This window comes from Pedobacter sp. 01N416 (assembly GCF_056399685.1).
Genome location: NZ_JBFTRT010000333.1, coordinates 1 through 5530, shown reverse-complemented (window position 1 = coordinate 5530; position 5530 = coordinate 1). Strand labels below are relative to the sequence as shown.

Annotated in this window: 7 protein-coding genes; 5 read left to right on the top strand and 2 right to left on the bottom strand. The window is 35.1% G+C overall.

Translation table 11 applies throughout. The features are described from left to right. The 5 genes from AC1DND_RS17810 to sucC form a co-directional block, all read left to right on the top strand. A partial coding sequence (locus AC1DND_RS17810) for a DUF4153 domain-containing protein (protein ID WP_477583640.1) occupies positions 1–1362 on the top strand: 1362 nt, incomplete at its 5' end. A gap of 4 nt (positions 1363–1366) precedes the next feature. Beyond that, positions 1367–1960 (top strand): hypothetical protein, encoded by a 594-nt coding sequence (locus AC1DND_RS17805; RefSeq protein WP_477583638.1) that lies wholly within the window; start codon positions 1367–1369, stop codon positions 1958–1960. A 113-nt stretch (positions 1961–2073) separates the two neighbouring features. Continuing rightward, on the top strand, positions 2074–2382 hold the full coding sequence (locus AC1DND_RS17800) for a hypothetical protein (protein WP_477583637.1): 309 nt from the start codon (positions 2074–2076) through the stop codon (positions 2380–2382). A 114-nt stretch (positions 2383–2496) separates the two neighbouring features. Further along, the gene (locus AC1DND_RS17795) at positions 2497–3231 is read left to right on the top strand and encodes a hypothetical protein (protein WP_477583635.1); all 735 of its coding nucleotides are present in this window, start codon (positions 2497–2499) and stop codon (positions 3229–3231) included. A 121-nt stretch (positions 3232–3352) separates the two neighbouring features. After that, a complete protein-coding gene (sucC, locus tag AC1DND_RS17790; RefSeq protein WP_477583634.1) occupies positions 3353–4552 on the top strand; it encodes an ADP-forming succinate--CoA ligase subunit beta in 1200 nt (399 codons plus the stop codon). 366 nt (positions 4553–4918) lie between these two features. Here sucC and AC1DND_RS17785 read toward each other — a convergent pair whose 3' ends face one another. Both AC1DND_RS17785 and AC1DND_RS17780 read right to left on the bottom strand, forming a co-directional pair. Next, positions 4919–5125 carry a helix-turn-helix domain-containing protein gene (locus AC1DND_RS17785; protein ID WP_477583632.1) on the bottom strand — a complete coding sequence of 69 codons (207 nt, stop codon included), beginning with the start codon at positions 5123–5125 and terminating at the stop codon, positions 4919–4921. Positions 5126–5129: 4 nt separating this feature from the next. After that, positions 5130–5530, bottom strand: a 401-nt coding sequence (locus AC1DND_RS17780) for a hypothetical protein (RefSeq protein ID WP_477583630.1), incomplete at its 5' end; no start/stop codon positions are given.

Here is a 5530-nt window from a genome sequence, read left to right as displayed (position 1 = left end):
GTACTGGTGGTAGTTAATAATTCTGATTTATCTGTTGCCACCTATTATATCAGTTTGCTGTTATTTATCGGCTTTAGTCATAACCAGCAGATCAGAACGATTTTTGCCGCTTTTCTTGCCAGTATTTTACAAATGATAACGGTTCCTTTTAATGCCATAAAACATTTAAGTAAAATAAGCATAGGTAATTTTAACCTGAAACCTATTTTCAAATTAATTAAGTACATTTTTATTCCAGTTATTGCCGTAATCTTTTTTGCGTGTTTATATTCTGCAGCCAATAATGTTTTTGCCCACTATGCCGAAAGCGTATTAACTAACATCGGACTGTTTTTAGAAAATATACTCCATTTCTTTTTTAAAGATTTAAGTATCGAACGTATCATACATTTCTGCTTTGGATTAGCCTTAACAGGAGGTTTAATACTCGCATTTTTTGATAAAACTTTAGAAAAAGCAGAACTGACATGCAAGGAACAATTAGTAAGGATCAGAAGAACATCAGGTCAAAAAACGATTTGGTACCACATTGTAGAAACATTTAGCGGCAACCTCTTAACACGGAAAATGGCTTTAAAAACCGAATACATTGTAGGCATAATTTCGTTTATTGCCCTTAACCTCCTATTGTTGTTATTAAATGCCATCGATATTACCACGCTTTGGTTCGGTTATAAACCTTCAGGAAATTTCTCTGGAGAGCTACACCAGGGCACCAATACGCTAATCTTTAGTATTATAATGGCCATGGCGGTAATCCTTTACTTTTTTAGGGGAAATCTGAATTTTTATCGTAAAAGCAAAACATTAAGGGTGCTTGCCTTTACCTGGATGGTTCAAAATTTCATCCTGATCATCTCCGTATTTATCCGCGATGGTTATTATATCGAATTTCATGGTTTAACACATAAAAGAATCGGTGTTTTGGTCTTCGCCACACTTTGCATCATCGGTTTGGCAACGGTTTATTTTAAAGTAGCGAAACAGAAAACAATATTCTACCTTTTCAAAGTAAATGGTAACATCTGGTTTGCCCTTTTATTAACTTTTAGCATCATCAACTGGGATGTTTTAATTGTAAAATATAACCTCAACCATGTTGATGCCGTTGCTATTGATCCTTATTATCTAACCTCTTTATCAGAAAAGACGCTCCCATTCTTAGATAAAAACAGATCAAAAATCCATCCTTCAACCAATAATGATTCTGAAGTTGCCAAAGTAGATCGACCGGAAGAAGCGCTAATGAGAAAATTAGACGAGCGAATTGGTTATTTCAAAGAACGTTACGAAAAATCGGGCTGGTTATCGTGGAATTTACAGGATTGGAATACCGCGGAATATTTTGGGTTAAATAAATAAAATCATGTCAAAGAATCTGCTAGCGCTACTAATAATTTTTCTATCCATTTTGCAGGGTCCATTTATATATTATTATGGAGGGGGTTTTATGTCCTTTGTATTTATACTACCGTACCTTTTTATTGGACTTATTCTGTCATCATTTTTACTATACAGTATTATAGCGAAAAAAGGTATAGCCACAAAATTCCATATAACAGCATTAACTTTCGGCGTTTGCCTAGGTACTATTTCACTTTTTAGTGAAGACTATTTTGAAAAAATTGATTGGCATTTCAGAAAAGGACAGAGAAAGGAAATCATATCACGGATTAAAAGCGGCAGCATAATATATGATGCTAACAAATCAGTTCATCATCTGAACGAATTTAAGTATGCACTAATATCAAATGGAGGAAATGACATTTCAATATCCACAAATGAAAAAAATCAGGTAACGGTAGAGTTTTTCATTAACCGTGGCTTTTTAGATCATTATTCCGCATTTGTATATACAGATGCTCCGAATGAAATTAAGCGTTTAGAAAAAGAAATTCAATCTTCTTTTAAGGAAAATAATTTTAAAATCACAAAAAACTGGTACCGCTTAAATTATTGATAAACTAAATTATAATTAACCGCTCAACCCTTAGCTCCCTGATGCAAACCGCATCGGGGAAACTAAAAATTATTTAATTATCCATTTAAAACGTATATTAAAATATAAAAATCATGAAAAATCCAGAAACATTAAATTCAGGCAAACTAAGAATCATCATTATTTTAAGCATAATAGCATCAATATTAGCTATTCCTTTAATAGCCATGCAATTTACAAATGAGGTACAGTGGGACTTAAGGGATTTTGTTGCCGCTGGCATATTACTGCTTAGTACGGGTTTAGCCATTGAGCTTGTAATTAGAAACATGAAAACAGGCACCAGTAGGACCATAGTCCTAATTGTAATTTTAATTGCATTGTTTTTAATCTGGGCAGAAATGGCTGTTGGAATTTTTGGGTCGCCGATTGCAGGAAGTTAGCACATTTTTAAAACAAATGTATAATGCCATTTCCAAATACGACCTAATATCGGCGATCTTAAGCCAATAAACACTTTTATTGGCTATACTCCCCTTAAATCAAAATTAACGACAATGAAAAAAATAATCTCAATAACTTTATTAAGTTTTACCATACTAGCATCATCCTGCACTGAGGAAATTAAAACCATTTCTACGGAAACAAGTAACATTCAAACGAAAAGTCAGCCTAAAATACAATACGATTCTCCAATTATCATTGGTAAAACAGATATTCTGCTATACCCATTAAGATTAAATGATGGCGATTACGATAGTTATAAAAGAGACGTGAATTCCAATCATTGGAACCTCATCTTTCACAATGTTATTTCAGGTAAAAGCGAATTATTGACTAAAGAAAAAGTTATTATCAACTCCTTCAATATTGGTCATTCAGAACATAGTCCAAATAATCAAAATACTTTATCCGATCAGTTTATCTACTATAATATTACCGATTCTGACTATGATGGAAATAAAAAACTAACAGACAGAGATCCTAGTAAACTTTACCTCTCTAACCTGGAGGGAAAATCATTTATCCGGATATCTCCAAACAACTATGATGTAAGTAGTTGGAAAATAGACGATAAACATGATTTAATATTAATGGATCTGATAAAGGATACTAATGGAGATAAAGAATTTGATGATAAGGATGAGGTTGAATATTTTACATACAACTTAAAAACAGGGGCTTTAAAAACTGTCTTCGATAAGAACTTTAAAGATCAAATTAAAAATTTAGCAAAAAAAGTATTGTAKAATAGCTACATCTGCTTCTTTATTGAGGTTAAGGCCCTATAATCAGCTTGTGTACCACATCACTTTTCCCGATTAACACAAAACGTTCATTTTCTGAAAAAATCGGCAATTGCTATTTGTTTAAAGGGTTTGAAATTGTAGCTTTGGGCAAATTTTGTAGCAAATGAATATTCACGAATACYAGGGTAAACAAATATTAAAAAGTTTCGGTGTTAACGTTCAAGAAGGAATAGTTGCCGATACTCCTGAGCAAGCTGTTGAGGCTGCTAAGCAACTGAAAATAGATTACAATTCTGACTGGGTTGTAATTAAAGCGCAAATCCACGCTGGTGGTCGCGGTAAAGGTGGAGGTGTTAAATTAGCCAAAAACCTTGAAGAAGTTAAACAACGTGCAACCGACATTATTGGTATGCAATTGGTGACTCCTCAAACCGGCCCTGAAGGTAAATTAGTGAGTAAAATTTTAGTTGCTCAGGATGTTTATTATCCGGGTGCTTCTGAAACCAAAGAATTCTACATTTCTGTATTGTTAGACCGTGCAAAAGGCCGTAACATTATCATGTACAGCACCGAAGGTGGTATGGATATCGAAGAAGTTGCCGAGCACACTCCACACTTAATTTTCAAAGAAGAAATCGACCCTAAAGTTGGCTTACAAGGCTTCCAAGCCCGTAAAGTAGCTTTTAACTTAGGCGTTAGTGGTGCTGCACATAAAGAAATGGTTAAATTTGTAACCGCTTTATACAAAGCTTACGAAGCTACCGACTCTTCAATGTTCGAAATCAACCCGGTATTAAAAACTTCTGATGATAAAGTAATTGCAGTTGATGCTAAAGTGAATCTGGATGAAAACGCTTTATTCCGTCATCCTGATTATGCAGCAATGCGCGATGTTACGGAAGAAGATCCGATGGAAGTTGAAGCAAGTGCTTCTAACCTAAACTTCGTTAACCTTGATGGTAACGTAGGTTGTATGGTTAACGGTGCTGGTTTAGCTATGGCTACCATGGATATTATTAAATTGGCCGGTGGTGAGCCTGCTAACTTCTTAGACGTTGGCGGAACTGCCAATGCACAAACAGTTAAAGCTGCCTTCAACATCATTTTGAAAGATCCAAACGTTAAAGCAATTTTGATCAACATTTTCGGTGGTATTGTTCGTTGTGATCGTGTTGCTCAAGGTGTAATTGATGCTTATAAAGAAATCGGTAATATTCCGGTGCCAATTATCTGCCGTTTACAAGGTACAAATGCCGAAGAAGCTAAAAAATTAATTGATGAATCTGGCCTTCAGGTTTACTCAGCAATCGCTTTAAAAGAAGCTGCAGATTTAGTTACTAAAGTATTGGCTGAACAAGCATAGGCTTAAGCTAAAAGTCGAAAGACCAAAGCTTAAAGCAATACATATTTTAAAACCTTTCAGTGAAAACTGGAAGGTTTTTTCATTTCCGAACCTTCATTGCGAAGCCGATTTTTCTCGACTGTGGCAATCTCTAGATAAAGTTTCAATTATTATGAAAATCAAGGTCCTGTTCTCTTCGGCCCCGATAGCCCTGCTATCACTGCAATCTTTTTGCGATTGTCAGTCTGAGCGGAGTCGAAGACCCTGCAGCAAAAAGTATTTTCGTTATATCAGGTTTATTTAACTTGGGTCCGTCGTACTTCGGAAAAAAAACCAACGTTGAACTTCCTAAGTCTAGCTCCACGCTACCCTGTTAGACTTCGGAAGTTAATCTGTGCGGAATTCCAAAATATCACCAGGCTGGCAATCTAAAGCCTTACAAATCGCCTCTAACGTTTCCAAACGGACAGCCTTTGCTTTGCCTGTTTTGAGTATCGATAAATTAGACATTGTAATCCCCACCCGTTCACTTAATTCGGTTAACGACATTTTACGCCTGGCCAACATTACATCTAAATTTACAATTATGGGCATGAGTTTATATCGTTAAATCGTTTTCCAATTTGAGTTTTCTGGTATACACAATAAACTGATAGGTTGCAGATGCAAGTATAATCAGTCCCATAGGATAAAGATTAGAAAAACGATGTGTACGGTCGTGTTTAAATGCACCAAATGTAAGGTCGCCAACATACTTATCCATCAGTGTCGTCCCTACAATACTGGTCCCTAAAAACAGAAACATAATTATAACCAATAGCTGATAAACATTCTGCTCTTCCAATTTATAGATATTGATCAATTTAAACTTTATGGCGAATAAAATTGAGCAACCTAGCGCGAAGTAAAAAACAACACTTATACCGCCATCGTTGAACATTTGATTTTCTAATATCATTGAATCCATAAGGCTAGGTTTTATCTGTATTACCCCTATTT